Origin of the sequence: Microcoleus sp. MON2_D5 (genome assembly GCF_036701905.1) — a bacterium.
Lineage (GTDB): Bacteria > Cyanobacteriota > Cyanobacteriia > Cyanobacteriales > Microcoleaceae > Microcoleus.
In genome coordinates this window covers 1-25,726 of record NZ_JAUBRM010000012.1, presented here as the reverse complement: position 1 = coordinate 25,726, position 25,726 = coordinate 1, and the positions used below count along the sequence as shown (strand labels likewise).

The 25,726-nt window shown below is 45.9% G+C and carries 21 protein-coding genes; 15 read left to right on the top strand and 6 right to left on the bottom strand.

What is annotated here, in order from left to right; translation table 11 throughout:
* Positions 1-62: 62 nt before the first annotated feature.
* Together QUA47_RS06575 and QUA47_RS06570 are read right to left on the bottom strand one after the other, a co-directional pair.
* Positions 63-644, bottom strand: coding sequence for a Uma2 family endonuclease (locus tag QUA47_RS06575; protein ID WP_333430141.1), 582 nt, complete (start codon positions 642-644; stop codon positions 63-65).
* A 195-nt stretch (positions 645-839) separates the two neighbouring features.
* Positions 840-1,478: a peroxiredoxin gene (locus tag QUA47_RS06570; protein ID WP_333430140.1), complete on the bottom strand. Its 639-nt coding sequence runs from the start codon at positions 1,476-1,478 to the stop codon at positions 840-842.
* A gap of 160 nt (positions 1,479-1,638) precedes the next feature.
* On the opposite strand from QUA47_RS06570, the gene QUA47_RS06565 reads away from it, so the two are divergent.
* A complete protein-coding gene (locus tag QUA47_RS06565; protein ID WP_333430139.1) occupies positions 1,639-1,914 on the top strand; it encodes a hypothetical protein in 276 nt (91 codons plus the stop codon).
* 174 nt (positions 1,915-2,088) lie between these two features.
* On the opposite strand, the gene QUA47_RS06560 is transcribed toward QUA47_RS06565, so the two are convergent.
* Positions 2,089-5,205 (bottom strand): esterase-like activity of phytase family protein, encoded by a 3,117-nt coding sequence (locus tag QUA47_RS06560; protein ID WP_333430138.1) that lies wholly within the window; start codon positions 5,203-5,205, stop codon positions 2,089-2,091.
* Between the two features lie 640 nt (positions 5,206-5,845).
* On the opposite strand from QUA47_RS06560, the gene QUA47_RS06555 reads away from it, so the two are divergent.
* The 7 genes from QUA47_RS06555 (at position 5,846) to QUA47_RS06525 (ending at position 14,561) form a co-directional block, all read left to right on the top strand.
* Positions 5,846-9,043, top strand: a complete 3,198-nt coding sequence (locus tag QUA47_RS06555) for an endonuclease/exonuclease/phosphatase family protein (protein ID WP_333430137.1) — start codon at positions 5,846-5,848, stop codon at positions 9,041-9,043.
* Between the two features lie 330 nt (positions 9,044-9,373).
* Positions 9,374-10,177 carry an IS630 family transposase gene (locus QUA47_RS06550; RefSeq protein ID WP_333430136.1) on the top strand — a complete coding sequence of 268 codons (804 nt, stop codon included), beginning with the start codon at positions 9,374-9,376 and terminating at the stop codon, positions 10,175-10,177.
* Between the two features lie 779 nt (positions 10,178-10,956).
* On the top strand, positions 10,957-11,319 hold the full coding sequence (locus tag QUA47_RS06545; protein ID WP_333163759.1) for a cupin domain-containing protein: 363 nt from the start codon (positions 10,957-10,959) through the stop codon (positions 11,317-11,319).
* A gap of 548 nt (positions 11,320-11,867) precedes the next feature.
* A complete protein-coding gene (locus QUA47_RS06540) occupies positions 11,868-12,749 on the top strand; it encodes a ChaN family lipoprotein (RefSeq protein WP_333430135.1) in 882 nt (293 codons plus the stop codon).
* Between the two features lie 38 nt (positions 12,750-12,787).
* A complete protein-coding gene (locus tag QUA47_RS06535) occupies positions 12,788-13,369 on the top strand; it encodes an NAD(P)H-dependent oxidoreductase (protein WP_333289787.1) in 582 nt (193 codons plus the stop codon).
* A 148-nt stretch (positions 13,370-13,517) separates the two neighbouring features.
* Positions 13,518-13,988, top strand: a complete 471-nt coding sequence (locus QUA47_RS06530) for an excisionase family DNA-binding protein (protein WP_333333853.1) — start codon at positions 13,518-13,520, stop codon at positions 13,986-13,988.
* Between the two features lie 3 nt (positions 13,989-13,991).
* A complete protein-coding gene (locus QUA47_RS06525; RefSeq protein WP_333430134.1) occupies positions 13,992-14,561 on the top strand; it encodes a PIN domain-containing protein in 570 nt (189 codons plus the stop codon).
* A 422-nt stretch (positions 14,562-14,983) separates the two neighbouring features.
* Here QUA47_RS06525 and QUA47_RS06520 read toward each other — a convergent pair whose 3' ends face one another.
* Together QUA47_RS06520 and QUA47_RS06515 are read right to left on the bottom strand one after the other, a co-directional pair.
* Complete coding sequence (locus tag QUA47_RS06520; RefSeq protein ID WP_333430133.1) at positions 14,984-15,814, bottom strand: inositol monophosphatase family protein; 831 nt, start codon at positions 15,812-15,814, stop codon at positions 14,984-14,986.
* A 79-nt stretch (positions 15,815-15,893) separates the two neighbouring features.
* The gene (locus tag QUA47_RS06515; RefSeq protein WP_333430132.1) at positions 15,894-17,327 is read right to left on the bottom strand and encodes a BCD family MFS transporter; all 1,434 of its coding nucleotides are present in this window, start codon (positions 17,325-17,327) and stop codon (positions 15,894-15,896) included.
* 142 nt (positions 17,328-17,469) lie between these two features.
* Between QUA47_RS06515 and QUA47_RS06510 the strand changes: the two genes are divergently transcribed.
* On the top strand, positions 17,470-18,414 hold the full coding sequence (locus QUA47_RS06510; protein ID WP_333430186.1) for an aldo/keto reductase: 945 nt from the start codon (positions 17,470-17,472) through the stop codon (positions 18,412-18,414).
* A gap of 159 nt (positions 18,415-18,573) precedes the next feature.
* Positions 18,574-19,089, top strand: coding sequence for an isoprenylcysteine carboxylmethyltransferase family protein (locus QUA47_RS06505; protein ID WP_333430131.1), 516 nt, complete (start codon positions 18,574-18,576; stop codon positions 19,087-19,089).
* An 18-nt stretch (positions 19,090-19,107) separates the two neighbouring features.
* On the opposite strand, the gene QUA47_RS06500 is transcribed toward QUA47_RS06505, so the two are convergent.
* Positions 19,108-19,761: a pentapeptide repeat-containing protein gene (locus QUA47_RS06500; RefSeq protein WP_333430130.1), complete on the bottom strand. Its 654-nt coding sequence runs from the start codon at positions 19,759-19,761 to the stop codon at positions 19,108-19,110.
* 50 nt (positions 19,762-19,811) lie between these two features.
* Here QUA47_RS06500 and QUA47_RS06495 point away from each other — a divergent pair, with 50 nt between their 5' ends.
* The 5 genes from QUA47_RS06495 (at position 19,812) to QUA47_RS06475 (ending at position 25,652) form a co-directional block, all read left to right on the top strand.
* Positions 19,812-21,245 (top strand): hypothetical protein, encoded by a 1,434-nt coding sequence (locus tag QUA47_RS06495; protein ID WP_333430129.1) that lies wholly within the window; start codon positions 19,812-19,814, stop codon positions 21,243-21,245.
* A 396-nt stretch (positions 21,246-21,641) separates the two neighbouring features.
* Positions 21,642-23,228, top strand: coding sequence for a chloride channel protein (locus QUA47_RS06490; RefSeq protein WP_333430128.1), 1,587 nt, complete (start codon positions 21,642-21,644; stop codon positions 23,226-23,228).
* Positions 23,229-23,386: 158 nt separating this feature from the next.
* Positions 23,387-23,866, top strand: coding sequence for a J domain-containing protein (locus tag QUA47_RS06485; RefSeq protein ID WP_333430127.1), 480 nt, complete (start codon positions 23,387-23,389; stop codon positions 23,864-23,866).
* Between the two features lie 104 nt (positions 23,867-23,970).
* Positions 23,971-24,243, top strand: a complete 273-nt coding sequence (locus QUA47_RS06480; RefSeq protein ID WP_006632601.1) for a DUF3143 domain-containing protein — start codon at positions 23,971-23,973, stop codon at positions 24,241-24,243.
* A gap of 437 nt (positions 24,244-24,680) precedes the next feature.
* Positions 24,681-25,652, top strand: coding sequence for a transposase (locus tag QUA47_RS06475; RefSeq protein WP_333430126.1), 972 nt, complete (start codon positions 24,681-24,683; stop codon positions 25,650-25,652).
* The last annotated feature ends 74 nt before the right edge of the window (positions 25,653-25,726 follow it).

The window sequence follows — 25,726 nt, the reverse complement described above, 5'->3', positions numbered from 1 at the left end:
TTTTGCGTGTTTGCATCCTATTATTAATTTTTACAATAAGTTGATATTTATTGCTAGCAGTTCTACCAAATTTTGCTCATATTGAGTATGAATCCGGGCAAAACGGGGTCGCCGCTGACTGTAGCCGGATTCTCCAAACATTCCTCTGGCAAACCAGGACGATAGATGTAAACTCGGCGATTTTTGCGGTCTATAAGCCAGCCTAACTGCACTCCAGGTTCTCTCATATATTCTTGCATTTTGTCTTGCAAGGGCTTGAGATTGTCAGAAGCAGACCTCAGTTCTACTACAAAATCAGGGCAAATCGGGGCGAATTTATCTTGCTGTTCTGGTGACAAAGCATTCCAACGTTCAAGTTTAATCCACGAGGCATCTGGAGACTTGTCACCCATTGAAAGCTTAAATCCCGTACTGGAGTCAAAACAAATACCGCTTCCATCTTGCCCGGCCCAAATATACAACTCTCCAAACACGCTACCGCTGCGATTTCCGGTTGTTCCACCAGTAGGAGGCATAATTAGCAATTCTCCCGATTTGTTGCGTTCAATGCGTAACTCACTATTGATTTGACAGAACTCGAAAAACTCGTCGTCTGTCATTTGCAATTTTGGCGGTATTCGCAACACAATTGTTGATGACAGCATTTTGCCTTTCCTCAAATCTAAAGTGTTTACACAAGATTGCACAATTTCTTTGTTGGTAGTGAGGACTAAAGTCCTCAAAAATCAGGATTAAGGACTCAAGTCCTCACTACAAGCTGGTTTTACGCGCGAATTATAGAGGTAAGGTGTGCAGTGCACACCTTACAGAATTAGGTTATGCGTCCAGGAATGTTAAACCTATTTATTCGGCTGAGGAGTCATCCGCAAATAAGGCTTAATCGGCGTATAACCTTTAGGAAATTTCTCTTCCAACTCTTTCGGGTCGGTAATCGAAGGTACGATTACGCAATCGTCGCCGTCTTTCCAATCAACCGGAGTCGCAACGCTGTATTTGTCCGTAAGTTGCAAGGAATCAATTACTCGCAAAATTTCATTAAAATTCCGACCAGTGCTAGCCGGATAAGTAATGCTCAAACGCAATTTCTTTTCCGGGTCAATCACAAAAACTGTGCGGATTGTTAAGTTGTTCAGCGAGTTGGGATGGATCATGTCGTAAATGTCGGAGACTTTACGATCGCCATCTGCTAAAATCGGATAATTGAGGGTGACTTTTTGAGTTTCCTCAATATCTTTAATCCAGCCCATGTGAGAATCCACATCATCGACGCTGAGGGCAATGGTTTTGACGCCACGCTTTTCAAATTCAGACTTTAGACGGGCCACTGCACCGAGTTCTGTGGTGCAAACTGGAGTATAGTCTTTCGGGTGAGAAAACAACACGACCCAGCTATCCCCAGCCCAGTCGTAGAAATTGATTTCGCCTTCAGACGAAGCTTGGGTAAAGTTGGGAACTGTATCGCCTAATCGCAGAGTCATAACTGATTTCCTCTAATTTTATTTAAGGACTGTTCCTTATCATGCCATAATTGCCCGGTTTCTCGATCGAGCTGTAAAGGATTCTAAACTTTTTGGTCGATCGATCGGCAATTCCACTACTGTAATGTATGTGTGGCTTCTAACGCTAAATTTTCTTGCTATGCTTTACTTTCTGCTGAAGGCAATACAGCCTATTTTAGTCCCGCTGTGTTTTGTGTCCGCCTGGGGTTTAGTTTTTTTGCTGTGTTTCAGTGTCGGGCGTGCTGTCACCGACTCCCTGCGTCGAGCTCAGCGGATGCACCAAATCCCTTGTGCTAACTGCGTATTTTTCACCGGCGACTACCACCTCAAGTGTCCCGTTCAGCCTACTATAGCTTTATCTGAAGATGCGATCGACTGTCCTGATTATCGATCGCATTCGGGAATTTACGGTTGAAAAATCCGACCGCTGCTTTACATATTTCTTAACATCTCTCGCTCTTTAGACCTCTCCAGAAAAGAATTATGCGTCATTTAAAACCCTTGGTGGAGGCAAGGAGATCGCGTCTATACATAAATTAAATTCGGCGAGGTCTGATGAATTGCCCCTACATAAACAGGATGTGCTCTTTTAAACAAGACCTGAGTTCGACGGAGAATCAAAAGACCCCATTCCGAAGGCAGAAGGCAGAGATAAAGAATCAGCCCCTATTTGACTACTAGGTTGGCTAACTGCGCCGACTCCAGGGAGAGTTCTTGCTGTGGGGCCGATCGCATAATTCTGCTCGGTATCGAACCCCATCAACTCAGAAACTGTCCCGAAGTCTGCAATGAAAGCACTGCTGTCGCGAGTTTCGACACTCATGTTATCTCTCGACACCGCAGAGATCGCACCACCATCAGTCAGAATATCATCTAGCGACTGCGATCGCCTGGGAGTTTCATTATTCAAAGCCAACCCAAAAGCCAATATTTGAGTAAACTGGGTAGCGCTAAAATTATTGTCGCTCACTAGCACTAAAGATTGCTGTCCGTTCGGCAACACTGGCCCCAAAGTCATCCCTTCAACATTATCCAAACCTGTCGGCAAACCCAGGCTGTCAAAATTGATCAGCAAGCGTTTCTCAACGGGTCTGACAGTATTAATGTTAATAGCATTCAGCGAATTAATGCCGCTGATATCGCTGGCTCCGTTGAGCCGTACTTCGTAGAGCTTGATGGTATTTGCCGTGCCTGGTGCGCCTGCTGAAAAAGAGCGTTCTAGTGCTAAGAAAGTGCCGCGATTATCTAAGGCTAACAATTCCACTAAACCGTTTGTATTAAAGCCTGTCTCTGGAACTGCTGGAACTGCCACTGGGTCAGTTACATAAAGAAATTCTTGTTCCGGCTGTCCTGTGGTTAAATTGTATTTGAGAATGCGCGATCGCGAACCGGTATTAGTTGTTGCGATCGGCCCATCTTGCACTAAAGCATTCTCCGTTGCTGTAAACAAGAATTTCCCATCAGGAGTAATTGTCAGGTTTTCAAAAGCTAAATTGTTGCGAACTCCCGCTGTTGGTGCATCTGCTGGACCTATAACTGGTACAAACTTTGAGGGCACGGGTAATTGTCGCAACTGGCTACCTGTCCCTAAAGCAAACTCGTTGACAAATGGACTCTGAAGTCTACCAGCCAAGTTACTGACTTCGCCTTCTGAGGAAACAAACACAGTGCCGTTACTCGTTAAACCGATGCCTTCCGGGTCGATAGTATTAGTGGCAAAAGGTTGATTGTTTTGGTTGAGCAGAGTTGTCACCCCAGAGAAATTAATCCCGGAACTAGACAGCGAACCCGAACTTAACTCAATATTGAGAGTATAAAATCGGGCCGGATTTTTGTCCGAACGATCGTCCGAAATACTGTAATAGCGGTTGTTAATTTGGTCGTAATCAATGCCAGAAAGTCCGCCGACTTGAGTTCCTTCTACAGTGACGGAACCTGTTGGATAAGTAGCTTGTCCGATGAAGTTGATATTTCTGACACTGGTGCGGGGAGAGCGATCGCCAACAGCAATATCTGCCCAAACTAAACTGTGGTCAGAAGTAGGAGTATTTTCCGCAGTTTGGCGATCGCCCAGTAATCTGTACAGGGGATCTGTAGTCAAAGGCCAAAATACCGCAGCATCATTAATTGGCAAGTCAGCCGACGGCAAAACATAATCAACTCGCAGATTTCCCGAAGCCGTTCCCGCATCTCCAAAATCCGCCGTATCAAAAGCCGGATTGCCTTTTTGGTTGACATTATTACCGCCGTCTGATACTTGTTGAATTCCGCCTAAACTTGCAGGAATTGCGCTAGTGACTCCTGTATTTACTCGCGAGTTATTTAGCAACTGCAAAATCGCATTGTCAAAACTATCCCCATCAACAGGATCGGCATTTTGGTCGCCCATAATTACGAAACTAGCATTGGGGGCAAGTCCGCCAACTGTGCGGCGATCGTCGTAAATATAACTACCTTTGCCGGGAGTAACGTAATCTGCCCAAAAGCGAATTTCATCATGATTTCGCCTGCCGTTTCTGTCTTCAGGGCCGTCAAATACAGGCGGGGTCGGATGACTGACTAAGGCGTGAACAATCTCGCCGTTGATATGAATTGGCACGTCCCAGTGACTCTTTGACGAAAGGCGAAACACGTTTAATTCAGCAGGCGAGTAATAGTCATTTGCTGCGGGGGTAGACGAGTCATCCGGCAATAATGCCCCCGGCATATCTTTCCAAAGGAAGTTTTGGAACGTGCGAATATTGGCAGTATCAATCGGATACTTCGAGTACACAGCCATTCCGTATTGTCCGGGAAAATCGCCAAATCCGAAAGCGTCGTTGCCGTATCCGTTTGCGCCAATTTGTGTGACAGCGGAACCGTTATTATCTAAATCTAAACCCGAAGCAATGCCCGTGTTAGAAGGCGCAGTATAGCGAAAGGGATAATTAACAGGACTTGCGCCATTTTGACTAACAGACAGATAGTTTTGCTGAAACAAATTTAGGGCTGTGCTGCTGCTGTCGTAGTCAAACTCGTTAATTAACAAAACATCTGGATTTACGCGCTGAATTGTTTCAGCGACATTCTTTGCTTGCTGGTTGTTGGGATTTGAAAGGTCTGTAATTAACCGACCGGCACTACTGCGATTCAAAGAAGCGTTGAAGCTAGAAAAGCGAACTCCCGGAACTGGGTTTTGGGCCACAGTGAAATCTGCTGCATCGAAGGAGTTGACTCCCTCCAAAATCGCTAGAAATTCGTTAGTTCCTGTATCTCGGATCGCAATACTGTTGCTGAAATTACCCGTACCTTGAGAAATCTCGATATTTGCCGGGGAGATGCCGCTGAGACTGATTAAGTCTTGACCTTTAACAAAATCGGTGATGAGGTCAGCATTTTCTAGTTGGGAACCGCCAGTAGTGCGTGTTCCTATCCGCCCGATCGCGAAAATATTTTTACCGCCACCGCCAGTCAAAATGTCGCGATCGAGCTCGCCGGAGAGAAAATCGTCTCCTTCGCCACCTTGAAGGGTATCGCGGTTTCGACCGCCGTAGAGTGCGTCATTTCCCGAATCGCCCAATAAAAAGTCATTGCCTGAATTGCCAAAAAGCCGATCGTTTCCTTCCCCAGAGGAGATGGCGTCATTGCCCCCCAACCCTGAAATTAAGTCTGCTGCGATCGTCCCACTTAATGTGTCATTCCCTGATGTGCCGTTAATTGCTGCCACGTTAAGTCACTCCTCTATACCGCTGAAGTCAAATATTTTTGGCTTTTGGAGTATAGTCTCACGCTAGGATTAAAGACTGATTATTTATTTGTTAAAAACTGGCGCACTTTCCTTCATTGAGCCGATCGAACCCGACAGCATAGATGAATGTAATTTTTATGTCTTTACTTCCAATTTGGGACACCTGATAATGCCCATTTACCACAAACTCCTAGGCTTAAATTTAAATTAACCTTTCCTTTACAAAGATTGTGTAGAGTATTCGAGGGTTCACTGTTTCTAGCTACTTAGAAACAATCTAGCTGGGTTCACGACTCAAATTTGTAGCGAGGGTAACAAGGTATTTTTAAATCAGACACTAAGGGTACTCTGCTACTGGCTATCACCTTAGCCAAAAGTCTTTATCTAAAGAAGTCGTTCGTGCTGCATCGTCTTTAGCCTGACTGTTTAGTCAGGTTAGATTCGTTGTGACTCGGACATTCTCAGGGCAAATCAGTCCCTTGGTTTGACACCTAAAACATCTTGAGGATAAGCGATCGCCGTCCAGGCATCCTTAAAGTGAAGATAGCGTTTTCCTGTGCGATCGTCGCCCACCAACTCAACAATTTTCCACAGTAATCAAAACAGGTTTTACCAACCAATGGCACCCACATATCACGACCTTCTTATCGGTTCGCTAACACAGGATTGGTCAAACAAAAGTCTCATCACGGTTAATGATGACTGGTCCGGTATCCCAAGTATTGATGGTTTTCGCGGAGATGAACTAACAGGCGCAACGGGAACAGATCCACAAACCATTGTTGTGGCCGGCACATCGCCCATTGATGTCAATGCAAATCAGACCAATCCCAACACCTTTAACACAGGTGGTGTTGCTGAATTTGAGATCGCGAACCCCGTTGTTGCCCTTACTGGTTCCGGTACAGCAGATGCCCCTTTTTTGCTGATTTACCTCAACACTGTCGGCGTTACGAACATCAACGTCTCCTTCAATCTCCGCGATGTGGATGGTTCTATCGATAACGCTGTTCAACCAGTCGCTTTGCAATACCGCGTCGGGACATCGGGCAATTTTATTAATATCCCTGCTGGCTACGTTGCAGACGCCAGCACTGGTCCAAGTTTAGCAACCGAAGTCACACCAGTTAATGTCACCTTGCCAGCAGGAGCACAGAATCAATCTCAAGTTCAACTCCGGATCATCACAACTAACGCTGTTGGGAATGATGAGTGGATCGGGGTTGATGACATCAGCATCACAGGTACTCCTGGTGGTGGCGAACCCACAACAACAGTCACACTCCAGGCAACAGACGCAAACGCAGCAGAGGCAGGGCAAGAGCCAGGGACGTTTAAAATTACGCGCACAGGTGACACGAGTGCCCCCCTAAGCGTGAACTACACCGTCGCCACGGGTACGGGTCAGGCGACCAATGGCACGGACTATACGCCAAATTTGACTGGGATTGCCACCATTGACGCTGGGCAATCCTTTGTCGATTTGGCGATCGCACCAGTAGACGATAGTGCAGTGGAAGGCAATGAAACCGTCACGCTCAACCTAGTCGATACCAGCGACTATGACCTCGGTGGTTCAAGCACAGGCACAGTGACCATTGCAGATAATGATGTGCCACTGACCCGCATCCGTGACATTCAAGGAACGGATCACATCTCCCCCCTTCTTACCTCTGCAACGGATCGAGTCGGTGTCTTCAATGTTGCCGGAATCGTTACCGCCAAAGCTTCTAACGGATTCTACCTCCAAGATCCTACACCCGATGCCGATGCTGCAACATCTGAGGGGATTTTTGTCTTCACAGGCACAAGCTCCGCAGGCTCAGCCATTCTCAACAGTGTCAGCATCGGTGGTGCTGTTCTCGTCACGGGTACTGTGAGCGAGTTTCGCCCTGGAGCGAATAACCTCACGACTACCCAGATTAGTAACACCTCGACTCAGGCTCTAAGCGTTACCCCCTGGACAACTGCGCCGACAACCACGATTACCCCTATAAGCGTCAATCCTCCCACATTAGTCATCAACAACGACTTTTCTACGGCTAACCCTGGCAACGTGGAAACAGGCGGTGATTTTGAGCCTGCTACTGAAGGCATTGATTACTATGAAAGCCTCGAAGGAATGCTAGTACAGGTCAACAATCCTGTAGCAGTTAGTCCGACAAACAATTTTGGGGAGATTTGGGTACTTGATGACAATGGCGCAGATGCCACGGGGCGCACAGCTCGTGGGGGTAGCCTCATCAGTCCTAATGACTTTAACCCCGAACGCATTCAGATTGATGATGATCTGATTCGTCCTGGCTCTTCGTCACCCTTGGTAGATGTCGGAGCGCAACTCGACACAGTGACCGGGGTGATAAGCTACAACTTCAACAACTACGAAGTGCTGGCAACTTCCCCCATCACTGTTGATACTCCCAGTCCCTTAGAGAAGGAAGTCACTACCCTAAACCCAGTTGATGACAAGCTGACGGTCGCTACCTTTAATGTGGAGAACTTAGACCCAAGTGATGGGGCTACCCAGTTTAATGCCTTGGCTCAACGCATCGTTACTAACCTTCAATCACCGGACATTATTACCCTAGAGGAGATTCAAGACAATAACGGTCCGACTAACGATAGCGTTGTTGATGCTGCCATCACTTACAACACCTTGATCGCAGCGATTCAGGCGGCAGGCGGCCCGACTTATGAGTTCCGTCAGATTAATCCAACTGATGACCAGGATGGTGGTGAACCGGGGGGAAATATCCGCGTCGGTTTTCTATTTAAGCCAGAACGGGTCACGTATGTAGATCGTCCGGGTGGGACAGCCACAACCCAAACCACTGTAAATAATGTTGGTGGCGACCCGCAGCTTTCCTTCAGTCCGGGTCGGATCGTTGACACTGATCTCTCGGATGGTGACGCCTTCGCAAATAGCCGTAAGCCTTTGGTCGGGGAGTTTCTGTTCAACGGTCACAAGCTCTTCGTGATTGGAAATCACTTCAATTCCAAGGGTGGCGATCAGCCCCTCTTTGGGCCAAACCAGCCCCCAGTCCTCACGAGTGAAGTCCAACGCCGCCAGCAAGCGCAGATTGTTAACAACTTTGTAGATAGTATCCTCGCCGCCGACTCTACGGCAAATGTGATTGTTTTGGGTGACTTGAATGAGTTTCCGTTCTCTGAACCTTTGAACATCCTCAAAGGGACACCGGGTGGTGTGGGTACACCAGTCCTGAACAACCTGATCGAAACCCTACCGACAAACGAGCAGTACACCTACAACTTCCAAGGCAACGCGCAGGTTTTGGATCACATCTTGGCGAGCAATACGCTGTTTAATAATTTAGATGAGTTTGATGTTGTTCATATCAACTCTGAGTTTGCGGATCAGGATAGTGACCACGACCCCAGTGTGGCTCGCTTCACCCTTCCTCAGTATGTAGGGACACAAAAAAATGATTCGTTTACGGGCACCGCTTTGAATGAAGTCATTACTGGTGGTTCCGGTGGGGATAAGCTTACGGGTGGCGCTGGTAGCGATCGCTTTGTCTACACCAACATTGAAGATTCGGGAGACCGGATTGAGGACTTTATCACTGGCACTGATAAAATCGTTCTCACCGAGTTGCTCGATAGCTTGGTTCCTGGTGGCTATAACGGCACAAACGCGATCGCGGATGGTTATGTGCAGTTGGTTCAAAGAGGTGGCAAAGTTGCCGTCCAGCTCAATCAAGATGGCTTCGGTGATGACAACAAATTCAAAAATTACATTACTGTCGAAAACGTTCTGGCTGCCGATTTGAGCGCTCTGAACAACTTTGTGTTTTAGGGGTGTTTGGTTGAGCAATCTTAGAAAAGTAAGCGTAAGTGCTTTGTATTAGCATTTCTACATTAGGAAATCATCCAAACGATTGCTCAACCAGCTCCAAGGCATAATACTCCTCTGATAAACTCCCTTTCTAGACATCTATAAGGTTTAGGAATGGAGTTTTCAGTAGCTCAAATCCACTGGGTCACGTCTACAGCAAGCAGCTCCAAGTGCTACTGCTCCTACTACAGCTAACGGCACTTAAACAATGAAATAAGAATATAGCAATCCTAAATCATTATCAAGACTATGATACAATTATATGCAATACTTGATTGTGACAATAAAAAAATGAATAACTTACAACTGCAACAAAAATATATGGACAAAGAAATAGCCGAATTAGAATATTTCATTAAAAGCGATATCGATGCCAGAGAACTAAAACGAGCAATAGCTGTAAGGATGGCTATCTCAGGTAATATCTACCATGAAATCAGCCTGACTTTAGGTGTAAGTAAGTTTTTTATTGGTTATTGGAAAAAACAATTTAAAATCAAAGGCATCGAAGGAATCAAACTAGGACAGAAAGGGTCAAAAGGGTATTTAACAGCTCGACAAAATACTGAAATAATCGAGTGGTTAAAGAATAAAGGATATTGGAATTTAGATGAGCTGGTTACTTATTTAGAGCAAAAATTTGGTGTGATATATAAATCAAAACAGAGTTACTATGAACTTTTCGACCGGGCGAAAATTAGTTGGAAAAAAACTCTAACAACTCATCCTAAATTTGATAAAGAACTGGTAAAAAAAAAGACGGAAGAAATTAACGATATTTTATTTAAAAACAAGGCTGGTATAGAAGCGGGGAAAATAATAGTATTGTTTTTAGATGAATGTCATCTACTTCATGGTGATCTGACTGGTTATGTTTGGGGCCACTCCAAAAGCAGAATTGAAGTCCCAATTACCAATGAAAAAGATAGACAAACTTATTTTGGCGCACTCAATTATCAAAGCAAAGAATTCCATATTCAGAGTCATCCATCTGGTGATGGAAAATCAACAGTTAAATTCATAAAATACTTACAAAATAAATATAAAAATCGCAAGATTATCTTGATTTGGGATGGAGCTAGTTATCATAAATAGGGAGAATTTAGAGATTTTTTATTACAAATAAATGGTGACAAAGAACCTGATAACTGGTCAATTACTTGTATCTTATTTGCTCCCAATGCTCCCCAACAGAATCCCGTTGAAGATATTTGGTTACAAGCTAAAAACTTTTTAAGAAAGTATTGGTATTTATGTAGGTCTTTTAAGATTGTCAAATTTTTGTTTGAGTTTTTTACTAACGAACATAAATTTGATTTCCCCAAAATACGTCAATATACTTACACACAGAAAATCATTTAGGATTGCTCTAGATATAGAAAATCATTTAGGATTGCTATAGATAGCTTATAATTTATAGAGGATAGTGTTTTTTACGTCAAGGCACACTCCTGAAAAAAAACCAAGCCCGACGCCATCTCCCATCCTTTGAGAACAGCCATATCTTATAGATTTGTCCGTTGCGTGCAAAATAATGGTGACGTATTTGCCACACACATACCAAGTTGGGGCTTGAAATTTGTTTAAGTCTCGGCCCGTTTAGGAACCTTAAAATGTCTAACTCCCCATAGGTGCGATAGTTCTGCTTCGTTAAAGTGCAATTAAATAAAAAAATGAATTAAAATGGTTGATTAAATAGGCTTGTTTCTATTAATTAATCTTCTCTCCCCCGATCGCCTGTTCCGTTTGTGGCTGTTTGACCGCAGGTGTCAAACAGCTACAAACGTTTCAATCCAACGATTGGGGGATTTTTCCAGATGTCTTTTCAATTAAACTGATGTTGTGGTAAAGAGATTTTCAGGAGATGGGAAAGAATGCTAATTCAAAAGCTAAATGCCTGCGACGAGTTTATTGCTGGCGACGGTACTCAACTGCGAGAATTACTGCATCCAGACAAACAAGCTGTGGATTTGCGTTACAGTTTAGCCCACGCCGCTTTGCCACCGGGACAAACTTCTGCGCTGCACTCCCTGACAACTTCTGAAGTTTATTACATCCTCAGCGGCGTTGGAGAAATGCACATCGACGACGAAAATCAATTCGTAGAAGCCGGAGATGCAGTTTACATTCCCCCAAACGCCAAGCAGTTTATTTACAACTGTGGCACAGAGCCGCTAATATTTATTTGTATCGTCGATCCCGCGTGGCGAAAGGAAGACGAGACAATTTTCCAGTAATTTTCTAGTTTTTCTCCTTTTAGGCTCGTTACCCGGCTCTGCCCGGTAACGCCTATCTAGAAGCTCTGCCTCTACTGAAAAAAACATCACAAACCCAAAATCTCTTTTAACAACAACAGCACCCAGCCATATGTACCGAGTGATTTCCTCTTTTTTAAACTTCGATGCGGAGTTGCAATAATCCTCGGATTCAGTTGCATTGCTCCCCTCTAATTATTTGAGGAAGTATCAGCTTTGTTGGTGGGTGCTGCTATTGGTTTTTGATGAGACAGATGTGAGATTAGACAGCGTTTTACTCCTTAGATTCTATTGTGAACTTCGCTGCGGTATCTAGATTTGGTATCTGTCAGAGAAGCTTTTTGTTTGCTTCATATTATTAATTTATCACCTCCTTCTAGAAGCGCAAGTACCTGCAACTAAACTTTACATTTTTAGAAGTAACTGCGGATAATTATGAAGTTAAATTAAGCATTGAGCTTTCTAGCTGCTCAGCTAAAATAGTAGAGTTCGGCTGTGCTTGCTGCTGCGAGAAACGGCATAATATTTGTATGAAAACAACCAAACTCATCAAACTGTGCGCCTTATCGCTCAGTATCTTTCTGCTGTGCAGCAGTGCAGTGACAGCGCAAACGACGGCGAACCCTCAACCTGGGCAAACTTACACTAACCAAGAGATTCTGCAACAGTTGGTAAAGGCAAAAGTCGTGTATCTGGGAGAAACCCACGATAGCGCGGAAGACCATCAAGCTCAACTGGCGATTATCCGAGAAATGCAGCGGCAAAATCGGAAAATTGCGATCGCGATGGAAATGTTTCAGCGTCCCTTTCAAAGCGCGATCGACAACTACTTAGCAGGTAAACTGACTGAACAGCAATTAGTCGAGCAAACAGAGTACGATCGCAGATGGCGCTTTCCCTGGGAATCTTATGCCCCCATTTTGCGGTTTGCCAAAGAAAATCAACTACCTGTCCTCGCCTTAAATACACCATCCGAAGTAACGAGAAAAGTTGCCAGTCAAGGTTTAGAAAGCCTCACTGCAGAGGAAAAAAAGCACATTCCGCCAATATCCGAAATTCGCACCGACAAGGCCGAATATCGGCAACTGCTGCTAGAAGTTTACCAGCAACACCAAAAGGCAGCACAGGGAAATAGTACGGCTTTTGAAAGATTTTTGCAAGCCCAAGTTTTGTGGGACGAAACTATGGCGGAAAAAATCGCTGAATTTGTCAAAGCAAACCCCGACTATCAAGTTGTCGTGTTGGTGGGGAAAGGACACATTATTTACGGTTACGGCATTCCCAGTCGCGTCGAGAGGCGTTTGGGAGTCGGGAATGTAAAAATGCGATCGGTTTTATTCAATTCCATTGAAAATCTTCCTTTGTCCGCAGATAGACCCATTGCTGACTTTGTTTGGAATCACTCGAAATAGTACAATTATACGCGCAAGCCATAATCAGGAAAAAATCAATGACAAACAGACCAAAAATACTTGCATTTGCGGGGAGTACCCGCGAAGCATCCTATAACAAACTGCTGGTAAAAGTTGCGGCGGCTGGGGCTACGGCGGCGGGTGCAGAAGTTACATATTTAGATTTGCGCGATTTGCCGATGCCGCTATTTGACGAAGATTTAGAAGCAAAAGAGGGAATGCCAGAAAATGCCCGCAAATTGAAGGAATTGATGGTAGCGCATGACGGGTTTTTGATAGCTTCCCCTGAATATAACAGTTCAATTACGCCTGTGTTGAAAAATGCGATTGATTGGGTATCGCGCCCAGCACCGGGTGAACCGGGATTGGTGGCATTTACTGGCAAAGTAGCGGTAATTATGAGTGCTTCCCCAGGGGGAATGGGCGGTTTGCGGGGATTAGTGCATTTGCGATCGATCCTGGGGAATATTAACGTATTGGTACTCCCCGATCAGAAAGCAATTCCCCAAGCTTTTGAAGCATTTAATGCTGACGGTACGATGAAAGATCCCAAACAGCAGGACGCTGTTGAGAATCTCGGTGCTAAGTTGTCTAATGTGCTGTCGAAATTAATCGCCTGAAGCAATAAATTCATTTTCCAGTAGGGACACAGCAATGTTGTGTCCCAATCCCAGCATCTGTTATTGCGCTGGCTGCATCAAGTGCGATCGCCTCGCAAAATTGCTACGATCGTAGTTGATTGCCTGTTATACTCAACCCCAAATTAACATGACATTCACCGGAGATCCCGACTCAGCACCTGCTTTGCCGACAGCAGCAGAAGCAGCGGTTGCCAAAACCAGTAGCCGCGCTTTAGAATCGCACTTGCAAAATCATCCGTCTGGCGAATCCCTCAAATTGATATTAAACGAAAAAGAGGGAGAAACAATTGACATACCGGCCGCAGCGTTACCCCTGCTGTTAGGAATTTTGCAACAAACAAGCAGCGGCAATACTGTCAAGCTGATTCCAATTACTGAGGAACTCGATATCTGGCAGGTTGAGGCCTTACTCAATGTCTCCCGCGAGTATGTGTGGAAGTTGCTAGATTCTGGCGAAATTCCATACAAAATGGTAAGTACCTGTCGCCGGATACGTTATGAAGATGTAATGAAATATAAAAAGCAGGATTATGAAAAAAGAAGTAAAATACTTGACGAACTTGTCGCAGAATCAGAAGCACTCGGTTTGTACGACTAACTCATGGAAATTGTAAAATTTGTCTGCGATGCTAATGTTTTGTATTCAGCCGCACTCCGCGATTTTCTGATGGAATTAGCAGTTGGTGATGTGTTTGAGCCGAGGTGGACAGAAGAGATTCACGGCGAGTGGATGAGAAACGTGCTTCAAAACAATCCAAATCTCACATTAGAACAGCTTGCCAGAACCCAAAATATGATGAATGCAAGCATAAAAAATTGTGTGGTGACTGGCTACGAGCGAATTATACCAGAGTTGGAACTTCCAGATCCGGGCGATCGGCACGTTCTAGCAGCAGCAATTCATTCTCGCGCGGATTTTATCGTTACTTTCAATCTCAGGGATTTTCCTGCTGAGAATCTTAAACAATATAACATTCAACCGCTGCACCCTGATCAGTTAATCCTGCGCTTTCTCAACTTGAATTTTGAAGGTGTATGCAAAGCAGCCGAGAAACAAAGAATCAGGCTCAAGAATCCGCCAAAAACGCCTGACGAGTATCTACAAACGCTGGTAGAATTGGGACTGCCGCTGTCAGCAAATCGGATGCGAGAATTGTGCTATCGAGATTAGTGCGATCGCAAACCGCATAATTTTCTGAGTTTCTTCCAAGGTTTATTCTTGTATCTTCCCACAGGCTAACTCTTCGACCTAGCCATACCACTCATCTACTTTTTCCAACACCGCAGTAAATCTATTTACCCTTGTACCTCTACTTGAAAACGGGTAGAATTTTATTTCTCAGATATAATAGCGAGTTCAAAACTTACCACAAATTGTACGAAACCGCATCACCCGATCGACGTAAAACAAAACCACCCGATCGCAGATTGGCAGAAATAGACGAGAGTAGGCATACTTGAACCATCGGTCATCGGTCGGTATATTTCTTCCAAACAGCACGGCAGGCGTGGGAGACTCCTCCGTCACGCCTGCCCTGCCGTTTTATTTAATAATTGTTCGATTTCCTACGGCATAGCTTCCCTTCGCACAAATCACCCCATTTTTTTCTTCTTCCAAGCCTCCACAAACGGCAAAAACACCGACACCAACTCCTGCCGGTTCATCACCAAAGTCGGATAAGAAATCCTCCCGTAATTCTTCCCCACTTCCAGCGGAAAAATACCCTGGGATTCCAGCGGCAACCAAACCGCACCAGCAGCCTTCACAATTACCCAACTCCCGGCAATATCCCAAATTTTCGGCGTCGCTTCCACCCCTCCCAACACCGCACCCGAAGCCACCGTCAAAAAATTGTAACTAGCCATACCCAACATCCGAACTTTACTCGGAAGATGAGGCGCGATTCCCACACTCCGCGAACACAAATTAAAAAAATGATTGCCGCTCATTTTATCAGCACTCGGCCGAATGTGCTGCCCGTTTAAAAACGCACCTTGAGGCATATTGTCAAACACGCCGCCCGCCAAATCAGGTGCAAAAAAACCGTGAAAAGACTGATTAATTGGCGGCAAATGCACGCAGCCAAAAACCGGAGTTCCGCGATACAACAAACCCAAAGAAATACCCCAAATCGGAATTCCCCTAGCAAAATTAGTTGTACCATCCAAAGGATCGACAATCCAGCACCATTCAGTATCGGGGAAAACCTGTTCTCCTTCCTCACTTAAAATCCCGTGAGTGGGAAAAGCAGATGCGATCGCACTTCTAATTTCTGCATCCGCCCAATTGTCAGACTGCGTAACCAAACTCCCATCATCCTTCTCATCCGCTTGTGCAGAACCGAAATCTTGCAACAACTGCTGCCCCACTCGATCGACAGTAACCCGTGCAAAACTTAAAATAGAATCCCAAAAATCTTTCATGACTTATTAGTTATTGGTTATTAGTTATTGGAACTATTAACTGACAACTGCCAACTGCCAACTGGCAACTGACAAAACATCAGTCTAAGTCATTTTCAAGAATAGTGGCGATCGCACTTTTAGCATTATCCTGAAACTCCTCAACATCCACCCTACCCAACAGCCAAACAGCCAGAATCATACCCACCGCCGGCACCGCAAACACCAACCCATAGGCCAGCATCGGCACCCCAAACAAACTCCTGCCAAAATCCAAAATAGCACCGCCGCTAACCGTCGCCACCCCCCGCGCCATCGCCTGCGACAAACCCCAAGCACCAATAAAAGTCCCCGCAGTTTCTGCAGCAGTCAAATCCAACATCAAACTCAGCGCACCCGTCGTCGTAATTCCCGAAGCTAAACCAAACAACATTAAAGCCGACTTAAACACAATTGGATTACCAGTAAATCCCGATAAAATAATTAAACCAAAACAAGCCGCCACCGACAAACAGCCCAACCTAATCGTATTTTGCTTGCCGAGGCGCGGTACAATAAAAAAACCAGTTGTAGCCAAACCGATCAGAGTACCAGTACCGTAAATAGCATTCAACCGAGTAGTTTCCGAAATCGCCATCTTAAAAATTTCCCCGCCGTAAGGTTCCAAAACCGCATCCTGCATAAACAAGCAAATTGTCATAACCAGCAGGAAAGTAAAAAACAAACCGGTTTGGCGACTAGCAGTCAAAATCCGCAGCGCACTTCCCAGAGTAATTTTATCTTCTCGATTCACGGCGGACGATCGCACTTTGTACCGCGAATACTTTTTCTCAACGCCAAAAGTCGCAATCCCCACCAACAGCAAAACAAGCGCCGGCACCTTCACAAACAAACCATTAATCGAAGCCTGTAAAACTTCCCGTGGCACATCCCCATCAATTTGCTTCAGCAAACCGCTGCTAATAATCGCCCCGATAATAATACCAACCATCAGCATCGACCACACCACACCCACCAACTTCGATCGATCTTCCTCATCGGAAACATCCACTAACAAAGCAGCAAAAGGAGTCGAACTCGAACAAATAGCAATACCGTAAAGCGCAAAAATCAAACCCAATAAACCCACCCAACCGTAAGTAGGAGTCGTCCACCCCACAGCCTCCAAACTGGCGCCCAAACGCCACATCACTTGTACCGCCAAAAAAGCGGAAATCACAAACAAAATGCTTCCTACCCACACATAACCCGTGCGGTGATGGCCAAACAAAGGCTTAGCATCAGACATTTGCCCGAACCACACCCTAGCCGGCGCGACAAACTGGTGCATGGCCAGCGTACCAGCCACCACAGTAGCCGGAATCGCCAACTCCTTAATCATGATGCGATTGAGCACCCCCAGCGTCAAAATCGACATCATGCCCAATCCCATCTGAAACAAACCCAACCGGAACATAGTCAGGAGGGAAACTCTTTTGATGGCAGGAGTCGCGGAATCTGTTAATCTTGAATCTGGCAAACGGTCGATCGACATAGCTATTCAAATAAACACAGCATCAGCATTTATAGTAACTGACATACTCGCCACCAGCCGTGTTTCCTCCCCCGGCTAGAAGCTCGATCGCGACTATTTATAGAAAAATAATAGACAATAAAGAATTGTGGATTTACCAACCGTGACAACCATTACCCTAGGACAAAATGGCCCAGCCGTCATTCCCCTGTGCGTCGGAACTTGGGCTTGGGGCGACAAACTATTTTGGAACTACGGCAGCAACTACGGCGCCGCCGAAGTCGAAGCAGCATTCAAAACATCCCTAGACAGCGGAGTCAACTTTTTCGACACAGCCGAAGTCTACGGTAACGGCTTGTCAGAAGAATTACTGGGGCAGTTTCTCAAAAAAACCACCCAACCCGTGCAAATAGCCACCAAATTCGGCCCCGTACCTTGGCGGATTACAGGAAAATCAGTTTCCGACGCTTTGAGTTCCAGCTTAAAACGCTTGCAAGTAGAACAAATAGCCCTCTACCAAGTGCACTGGCCATTCACTTTTTTACTGAGTCAAGAAACCCTGATGAACGCCTTAGCGGATGAAGTAAAACAAGGCAGAATTCAAGCAGTAGGAGTCAGCAACTATTCAGTAGAACAGATGCGGCAAGCCCACAAAGTACTAGCAGCAAGAGGCGTTCCCCTAGCAACAAATCAAGTGCGTTACTCCTTGCTGTCGCGGCAAGTAGAAAAACAAGGAATTGTGAGTGCAGCCCGCGAATTGGGAGTCACAATTTTAGCGTACAGCCCCTTAGCCCAAGGATTGCTTACCGGCAAATACACAGCCCAAGAACAACCTACAGGAGCCCGCAAAATGGACTCCCGCTTCAGTAAAAGCGGCATCGAAAAAATCGAATTAGTCATGTCCACCCTGCGAAAAATGGGCAGAAAGCGCGATCGCACGCCCGCCCAAGTAGCCCTAAACTGGTTGATATGCCAAAACGGAGTCATCCCCATTCCCGGTGCCAAAACCGCAAAACAAGCCCAAGAAAACGCCGGCGCATTAGGCTGGACTTTAAGCCAAGATGAAGTCAACCAACTAGAACTAATGACTCGTCCCTGGGTAGAATAAATTTGTTAATTGTTCACAGTTCACTGTTGAATGTTGAGTGTAAATATCCTGTAGGTTGGGCCCGTAGAATGAAACCCAAGTTCTACCCAACCTACAGTTCATTTCCCTCTTCCCTCTTCCCTCTTCCTTCTTCCTTCTTCCTTCTTCCTTTGTCTTACTATGAAAATCTTAACTGACTGGGGTTTCACTCGCGAAGGCTGGCGCAAAAACAGCCGCGGCGAATATTTAGTTTTGCTTCAAGGAGGATTGCTCACAGGATTTGTAATTTTACCAGTTTATCAACTGCCCGGATTAAAAATTCAATCAACCCACTTACTTTATATTATCTGGTTTATAGCCAGTATTCTCGGCTTAACCGGATTAATTTTCATCATCAAAGCATTGATAGACTTAGGAAAAAACCTCACACCTTTACCGTATCCCATAGAAAACGGAGAATTAGTCCAAACAGGCATTTACGGAATAGTGCGGCATCCATTATACAGCGGCTTAATTTTAGCAGCCCTCGGCTGGACACTTTTTCAAATGAGCATATCCCACTTAATAGCCAGCGCACTATTAATAATACTTTTCGAGATCAAAGCCAACCGAGAAGAAGCCTGGTTAACCAAAAAATATCCAGCCTATTCAGAATACCGCCAGCGAGTTAAAAAACTAATTCCCGGAATCTATTAACAGGAATCAACCAGAAAATTATTCATGCTTTGTTCCGTCAGGCATAATCGCCCCCTTTAAATTCGCTCCTGCCAAATTGGTACTAAGCAGCAAAGCATTCCTCAAATTAGCACCCTTTAAATTAGCCTCTTCCAGGTTTGCCATCCACAGATTTGCCCCTTCCAAGTTCGCGCCCTCCAAGTTAGCATTGACCAGAAAAGTCCCTTTCAGGAAAGCACCTTTTAAATTGGCATTTTTCAAGTTATTAGCTGCCAAATAAGCATCCTCTAGAAAAGCATTTTCTAGATTGCTATCCTCCAAATTCGCCCCAGCCAAATTGCTGCTTATCAGGTATACCCCGCGCAAATTTGCTTTGTTCAAATTAGCATTGACCAAATTGGCACTCCACAAATTGGCATCTTTGAGGTTAGCATTTTCTAAATTAACGCCTTCGAGAAAAACCGCACTCAAATTAGCGCCTGAGAGATAGCAGTTCCGGCATTCTCTCGCTATAAGCAAATGTCGGACTTGATGCTTAACAGAGGAAATGTTGGCTGCAAAAGTTATCAAACCTGTACCTGTTAAGGCGATAATGCTAAAAGTTGTCAGTTTGAGCGCACTTACAAGTTTTCTCTGTTGTATTTCTCGGAAAATCCGCTCGCAGCCCCTAAAAATATTTACAGAATTGCTCATATTTATAATCCAGTGTTTTGCTTCCCTGCCCTTCCCCTTCCCTTTGCCTTATGAAAAAACAGTTAAGATTTAAATTCCTGACGATCGCACTTATTGTAAGCTTAGCAATAATCGGTGTCGGATGCGATCGCCTTTTCAAAAAACCATTTCAACTTCCCGCCTCAGCCAAACAAGAACCCTGGCCAATTCAAACAGGCCTCCGAGCAGCCATCCTCCGTGACAACATACCAATAGTCAACCGCGTAGTTTTAGTACCAGACGAAGCCACATTCTTAGCAGCAATCCAAAAATGGAATCTCAAAGGAAACTGGCCTATTCTCATCGAAGACAAAAAATATGCGCCCATGTTTTTGCAGCGCTTTCAACCCGAAGAAATAGTCCGTTTGCCAAGCATCAAACAGCAACTGCCCAAAAATCAAAAACTCCAACAATTAATGCTGAACGCCTCAGCAGCAGCTTGGAAAGCCACCGATACTCCAACCTTAAAAGCACAATGGAAGCAACTCGGCTGGGAACCCCCAGGAGTAGTAATCACATCAGAAAACGACCCGGCACGTTCTGCCGCAGTTGCCTTAGCAGCCGCTCACGGTCAACCTTTAGTCTTTCTAGAAGGCAACTTCGGAAAACCCAACGATACCCTCAATAATACACAGTGGAAAAGTCTGCAACTAGCAGTTACAAAAGCTGTCGAATCAACCGGATATTTTTACTCTCAACTCGCAGACCCGATCGACACAATAACCATTGTACGCCAACTAGCAGTCAAATATCAATCTCCTGAAAAACCAGACGAACAACTAGCCGTTACAGACGGTTTGGGAAGACACCCCAACGGCGAACGCTGGGCGGCGGTCGGCTGGATTTACGGTTCCGAGGTGCGATCGATCTATCAAGTCATGTGCGCCTTATTTCTAGATACCGAAACCGCCATGCTTTATGACAGTTACCCCAAGGAAGGAAATTGGGGAAAATATGAAATGGAGGAAGCAGCTAGCGGACTAAAAACCATAGGTTTGAATGTCGAAGTAGTGCAGAAACCCGAATCTAGCTTGGAAAAGTGGCGGAGTTTAGCCTCAAAACCGTGGACATTTGACTTAATATTAATGAATTCCAAAGGCTATCCAAAATCATTCCAAGTCGGCAACGGCGACGCTTCAGTTGAGGACATACCAAAACTCCAATTTCCGGCAGCAATCCACATGATTCACAGTTGGTCAGCAGCCGTCCCAGATGACACAAACACCGTTGCCGGACGCTGGTTAGTAAATGGTGCTTACGCCTATGTCGGCAGCGTCAACGAACCTCTTTTATCTGCATTTATTCCACCTAAATTAATGGTCGATCGCCTTAAGCGAGGCTCACCCTTTTTAATCGCAGCACGCCAGCTAGAATCCCCTCCGTGGAAAGTCGCCACCATCGGCGATCCCCTAATGTCGCTCGCCAAACCTAGACCAAAAATTCCGCCCACTCAACAACCGATGTGATAGTATGCGCCAGCGAGGGATTTAAAATTGGAGATTTGAGATTTGTGGTTGTAAGGTAAAATCTCAAATCGCCCATTCTTTAATTTGAAAGTTGTTTTTTACTGAGTTATATGATATTGGTAGTTCACTGAGGCGATCTCCCTAAATGCCAACACGCTAAATATAGTTAATTAGCATTATCGCCAAAGTATATCTAAGTTTGAATGTAACTTAGCATACAATCCGGCCAAATCCGCCGCTCCTCAGAATTGGTCATTCCACCCCAGCCGCAGCCCCAAAAATTTACCCTAAAATACGACTTAATTAAGTTGTCAATTCCCGTAAAATAACTCAAAATGAAAATAAGAAATAAATTGTAATATTTATATAACTTCTCACCAAAGAATTAACCGCTAAATGAGACCCACCCCTCCTGTGGATCTGCCGCCACCCGGGCCAACCGCAGCAACTCCCCAAGCCTCCAGCCTCAGCCCGCTATTCAACCGCCTGCACCCCAGCCCAGAAACCCTCCTGCTCATCCTCTCCCTAGTCATCGGGGGAGTTACGGGTGCAGGCGTCGTCACATTTCACTACCTCATCCACTTCATCCACAGCCTGATGCTGGAAGACTTCATGGGTGCGATCGCGTCGAAAGGCTCTTGGACGCTAGCCTGCATTCCCACCCTCGGCGGAGTCATCATCGGGCTGATGCGGTGGCGATTTCGGGATTTTGGCCCGAATATGTCTTCCTTAATTGCAGCCACTCGCGGCCTACAAGAACTCTCCCCCCTCAAACCCATCACCAAAATGGTGGCAGCCTCAGTTTCCCTCGGCACCGGCGCCTCCCTCGGCCCGGAAGCCCCCAGCGTGGAAATCGGCGCCAACTTCGGAATGCTGCTGGCTCAAGTCTTACAGCTCTCCCCAGAACGGCAGCGCTTGCTCCTGGGCGCCGGAGCTGCAGCAGGTTTATCTGCCGGGTTTAACTCTCCTATCGCCGGAGTGTTCTTTGCCTTAGAAGTCGTGCTCGGCAGCACCTTCGCCACTTCCTCAGTCAGCGTTGTCTTGCTCTCCGCCGTAGTTTCCGCGCTCATCGCTCAAATCTGCTTGGGAGCTCAGCCGGCCTTTTCTTTGCCGGTTTACGATGTCCGCAGCCCCCTAGAACTGCCTCTGTACATGGGATTGGGACTTTTGGCCAGCGGAGTGTCTCTAGCCTACACAGAAGCAATTCAATTGGCCGATCGCTGTTTTCAAGGAAAAATCCGAGGATTTGCTTGGCTCGGACGACTGCCCCGGCCGCTTCACCCGATCGTCGGCGGGGCCTGCGTCGGCTTAGTCGCCCTGCAATTTCCTCAAATTTTGGGTGTCGGCTACGAAACAGTCCAAGCAATGCTCCAAGATGTTAAATTTTCCTTGCCTTTGCTCCTGCTGCTGCTGTTTGTCAAACTGGCGATGACAGCAATCAGCCTCGGCAGCGGTTTAGTGGGCGGCATCTTCGCTCCGGCGATGTTTTTGGGAGCTTCCCTCGGTTCGGCTTACGGCCTCTTTTTGGAAATGCTGCCGGCAATGACCGATCGAGTCGCCGGTCCTCCCGCCTACGCCATGGTGGGAATGGCCGCCGTCCTCGCCGGCAGCGCCAGAGCGCCGCTGACAGCCATCCTGTTGATGTTTGAATTAACCCGCGATTACCGCATTGTCTTACCTTTGATGGCAGCAGTCGGATTGAGCGTTTGGCTGGTGGAGTGGGTCAACCGCCGATCGACAGCCCACAGCCTCAACCTTCAGCAAATGGGCGTAGACGTGGCTCTCAATACACCGATCAAAGCCAGAGAACAGTTGCAGGATTGGGAAGATGTTCTGGGCGATCGCATCGTCACAGAACTGATTTCTTGCCAACTTCCGATCGACGGCGAACACAGTATCGATCGACCAGAAGCCACCGACGCCCCAGTGTTAGCCCTCGTCAACTCACACTCGTCGGAAAAAGTCAACCCCAATAAAGAATAAAAAACCGCGTGATAGCAGAAACAGACGAAGAACGGGAGAATTTAGAATTCTTCCCTCTTCCCTCTGCGTTCTCTGCGCCCTCTGCGGTTAATTCCTCTTCCTTCAGATTTCAGCTAAAATAACCAAATATTATTAACAATAGGCAGAGAGGGGCTTCGGTGGCAGGAAACGAGGCAACTGCAAAAAACAAAAGTCAAAAAATACCCGGAAAAACCCCCTTGGGTTCCACTCATTACGGCTTGTTAGGGCTGCATCCTTCAGCCTCAGCGATCGAAATTCGGCGATCGTACCGGGAACTGAGCAAACTCTACCATCCCGATACCACCGAGCTGCCGCCCGCAGTCGCCACCGCCAAATTTCAGCAGCTCAACAACGCCTACGCCACCCTCAGCAACCCAGAACGTCGCCTCGCCTACGACATCAAAATAGGCTATTCTCGCCAGAACGTGATTGGGCAACCCCCAGGCTTCACTACTCCGGTTTCGGGATCTGACAAAAAAACTTACAACTCCGCTTACCTAGATCCCACGGATCGACCTCTTTCCCCCGGAGAAATGTTCGCTCTGTTTATCATGGGAGCTAGCTTAATCGGATGTTTGGTACTCGCGATCGCGATCGGCTTAATTCGTGGCAATTAAAGCCTTAAATCCCAAATCCGAAATCCCAAATCCCCAATCCCCAATCCCAAGTCTAAAATCCCCAATCCCCCATCCCCAATCTAAAATCTAAAATCTAAAATCGCATGACTCTTCCTTCCGCTGACACTCCTTTGTACAACCATCCGCTGCCGGAAATCGAGCAGTGGCTAAAAAGCCGCGGCTGCCAGCAAGACCGGCGAGAACTCCACTGCTGGCAGATCGATCGACCTACCTGGAAAGCAGAACTCTCCCTCGATATTGACCAACTCACCATCCGTTACATCGATGCTGGAGCCGACGGCCAAGATATTCACCGAGCCTTCAAATACTCCCTCTCGCGTCAGGACATTGAAGCTGCCGTTTTCTCCGGCCCCTAATTTGATTTGAGATGTGAGATTTGAGATGTGAGATTTGAAATTTGTCCTCCAATCTAAAATGGTTATGTTGAGCAGGACATCAGTGAAATTCGTATTAGATTTTAGATTGGGAATCCAGGTGAGAATCAGGAGCATCAAGCCTGCAAGCATTTACATGGGAGTGCGAGCTTCCCGCTTGCTGTATTGTGCTGTGCGGGACGCTCGCAGGTCGTAAAAACGTTTTTTACCGAAAAAATGGGTTTAAAGCCTCGCCCATAAGCGGGCGAATTTTCTTCCTGCAACCTATCGATCCAGTCTTCAATCAATTGAGTCATGGTCTTGCGCTTTTGTTTGGCAACCCTTCTGAGTTTTTCAAGTCTTTCAGAATCGACTCGTACACTCAATCTCTCTTTCATATTGCTATCCAATGGCTACCCATTTCTGCTATCATGGGAACCATGAAAACCCTGAAGTTTAAGTTCTACAAACACAAGCGGAATAGATACCTCAAGCGCACAATCAACGCTGCTGGAGCAATCTATAACCATTGCATTGCTCTCCACAAGCGGTATTACCGGATGTGGGGCAAGCATTTAAACTGTGCAAAACTTCAGTCTCATGTTGCCAAACTAAGAAAGCGTAATCCATTGTGGCAATCTGTAGGTTCTCAAGCGGTACAAGATATCTGCCAACGCATTGAGAAAGCCTACCAATTGTTTTTTAAGTACAACAAAAAAAAAGTTAGACCACCAGGATTTAAAAAGGTCAAAAAGTACAAATCATTTACCCTAAAAGCCCGTGCAGGGTACAAGTTTTTGGGTGGAAATAGGGTAAAAATAGGGAGTCGAGTTTATCCATTTTGGAAATCCAGAGAGATAGAGGGGACGGTCAAAACACTAACCATAAAACGCACACCATTGGGTGAATTGTTTATGGTTGTGGTTGTTGATGACGATAGTAATCCAGAAATCGAAGTTAAGACAGGTAAAATTGCTGGCTTTGATTTTGGATTGAAGACATTCCTCACCTGCTCAGACGGTGACCAAATCGAATCTCCCCAATTTTTTAAACAGTCACTTAACGCGATAAAAAAGGCGAGTAGGCAGCATTCTAAGAAGTTAAAAGGCTCATCCAACCGCGAACGAGCAAGGAAAAACTTGGTACGCAAGTATGAGGATATTTCTAATCGTCGGCGTGATTGGTTTTGGAAGTTAGCTCATGAGTTAACAGACAAGTTTAATATTCTCTGTTTTGAGACTTTGAACCTCAAAGGGATGCAACGACTTTGGGGGAGGAAGATATCAGATTTAGCCTTGGGCGAGTTTTTGCAAATCCTAGAATGGGTTGCCAAGAAGAAAGGCAAGCAATTGGTATTTGTGGATCAGTGGTATCCATCCACCAAGACTTGTTCGGGTTGTGGACATATCTAGGACTTACGCATTGACAAATCTGCCCAAATATGAAGCAAGTGCTAAAATTACGGAATTCCTTTGGCAGGTAAAGT

Excerpts from the sequence above, each read along its gene's own strand:
- QUA47_RS06575 (WP_333430141.1), bottom strand. The coding sequence starts at position 644 with ATGCTGTCATCAACAATTGTGTTGCGAATACCGCCAAAATTGCAAATG.
- QUA47_RS06570 (WP_333430140.1), bottom strand. The coding sequence starts at position 1,478 with ATGACTCTGCGATTAGGCGATACAGTTCCCAACTTTACCCAAGCTTCG.
- QUA47_RS06565 (WP_333430139.1), top strand. The coding sequence starts at position 1,639 with ATGCTTTACTTTCTGCTGAAGGCAATACAGCCTATTTTAGTCCCGCTG.
- QUA47_RS06555 (WP_333430137.1), top strand. The coding sequence starts at position 5,846 with ATGGCACCCACATATCACGACCTTCTTATCGGTTCGCTAACACAGGAT.
- QUA47_RS06550 (WP_333430136.1), top strand. The coding sequence starts at position 9,374 with ATGAATAACTTACAACTGCAACAAAAATATATGGACAAAGAAATAGCC.
- QUA47_RS06545 (WP_333163759.1), top strand. The coding sequence starts at position 10,957 with ATGCTAATTCAAAAGCTAAATGCCTGCGACGAGTTTATTGCTGGCGAC.
- QUA47_RS06540 (WP_333430135.1), top strand. The coding sequence starts at position 11,868 with ATGAAAACAACCAAACTCATCAAACTGTGCGCCTTATCGCTCAGTATC.
- QUA47_RS06535 (WP_333289787.1), top strand. The coding sequence starts at position 12,788 with ATGACAAACAGACCAAAAATACTTGCATTTGCGGGGAGTACCCGCGAA.
- QUA47_RS06530 (WP_333333853.1), top strand. The coding sequence starts at position 13,518 with ATGACATTCACCGGAGATCCCGACTCAGCACCTGCTTTGCCGACAGCA.
- QUA47_RS06525 (WP_333430134.1), top strand. The coding sequence starts at position 13,992 with ATGGAAATTGTAAAATTTGTCTGCGATGCTAATGTTTTGTATTCAGCC.
- QUA47_RS06520 (WP_333430133.1), bottom strand. The coding sequence starts at position 15,814 with ATGAAAGATTTTTGGGATTCTATTTTAAGTTTTGCACGGGTTACTGTC.
- QUA47_RS06515 (WP_333430132.1), bottom strand. The coding sequence starts at position 17,327 with ATGTCGATCGACCGTTTGCCAGATTCAAGATTAACAGATTCCGCGACT.
- QUA47_RS06505 (WP_333430131.1), top strand. The coding sequence starts at position 18,574 with ATGAAAATCTTAACTGACTGGGGTTTCACTCGCGAAGGCTGGCGCAAA.
- QUA47_RS06500 (WP_333430130.1), bottom strand. The coding sequence starts at position 19,761 with ATGAGCAATTCTGTAAATATTTTTAGGGGCTGCGAGCGGATTTTCCGA.
- QUA47_RS06495 (WP_333430129.1), top strand. The coding sequence starts at position 19,812 with ATGAAAAAACAGTTAAGATTTAAATTCCTGACGATCGCACTTATTGTA.
- QUA47_RS06490 (WP_333430128.1), top strand. The coding sequence starts at position 21,642 with ATGAGACCCACCCCTCCTGTGGATCTGCCGCCACCCGGGCCAACCGCA.
- QUA47_RS06480 (WP_006632601.1), top strand. The coding sequence starts at position 23,971 with ATGACTCTTCCTTCCGCTGACACTCCTTTGTACAACCATCCGCTGCCG.
- QUA47_RS06475 (WP_333430126.1), top strand. The coding sequence starts at position 24,681 with ATGAAAACCCTGAAGTTTAAGTTCTACAAACACAAGCGGAATAGATAC.